Here is a 425-nt window from a genome sequence, read left to right on the forward strand (position 1 = left end):
ATGTAGTGCGAGTCATCCAAAGCCCAGAGGTTGTCAGGCCCTTCCTTCCATTCCTTGTCCGGCCGTTCGCCCGCAAAGCCTATTGCCCTGCTTATCTCGTCCAGGGCCTGCTCGAACTTGTCGGCCTTGACGCCAAAAGCCAACCGACCAAGAATTTCTGACACAGCAATGTCGAGCTGCTCATAGGTGTCGAACGTACCGACCCAGGCCGCAATACGCTCTATCCGCCCTTGGCTCACCACCGTCAACTTGGCTACGGTGACACCCTCCGGCGGCTTCAGCAGAAGGCGGTTGGCCTTGTGGGCAGCGAGCTGAAGTCGGCGGGATTCGGGTCGGTTTCCGCGGTACTGATAACGAGCGATCTCTTGCAGATACCAGCCTTGATCCTGCTTGTCGACCAGCCTCTTGTCGAGACTCTTCTGCAG

The 425-nt window shown here is 58.1% G+C and carries 1 pseudogene; it reads right to left on the reverse strand.

Going from position 1 to position 425, the window contains the following annotated elements:
* Window positions 1-425 (reverse strand): annotated as a pseudogene (locus MPC4_RS03690) (DEAD/DEAH box helicase); the annotation flags it as partial.

The sequence above is a fragment of the Methylocella tundrae genome (assembly GCF_901905185.1).
Taxonomy (GTDB): Bacteria; Pseudomonadota; Alphaproteobacteria; order Rhizobiales; family Beijerinckiaceae; genus Methylocapsa; species Methylocapsa tundrae.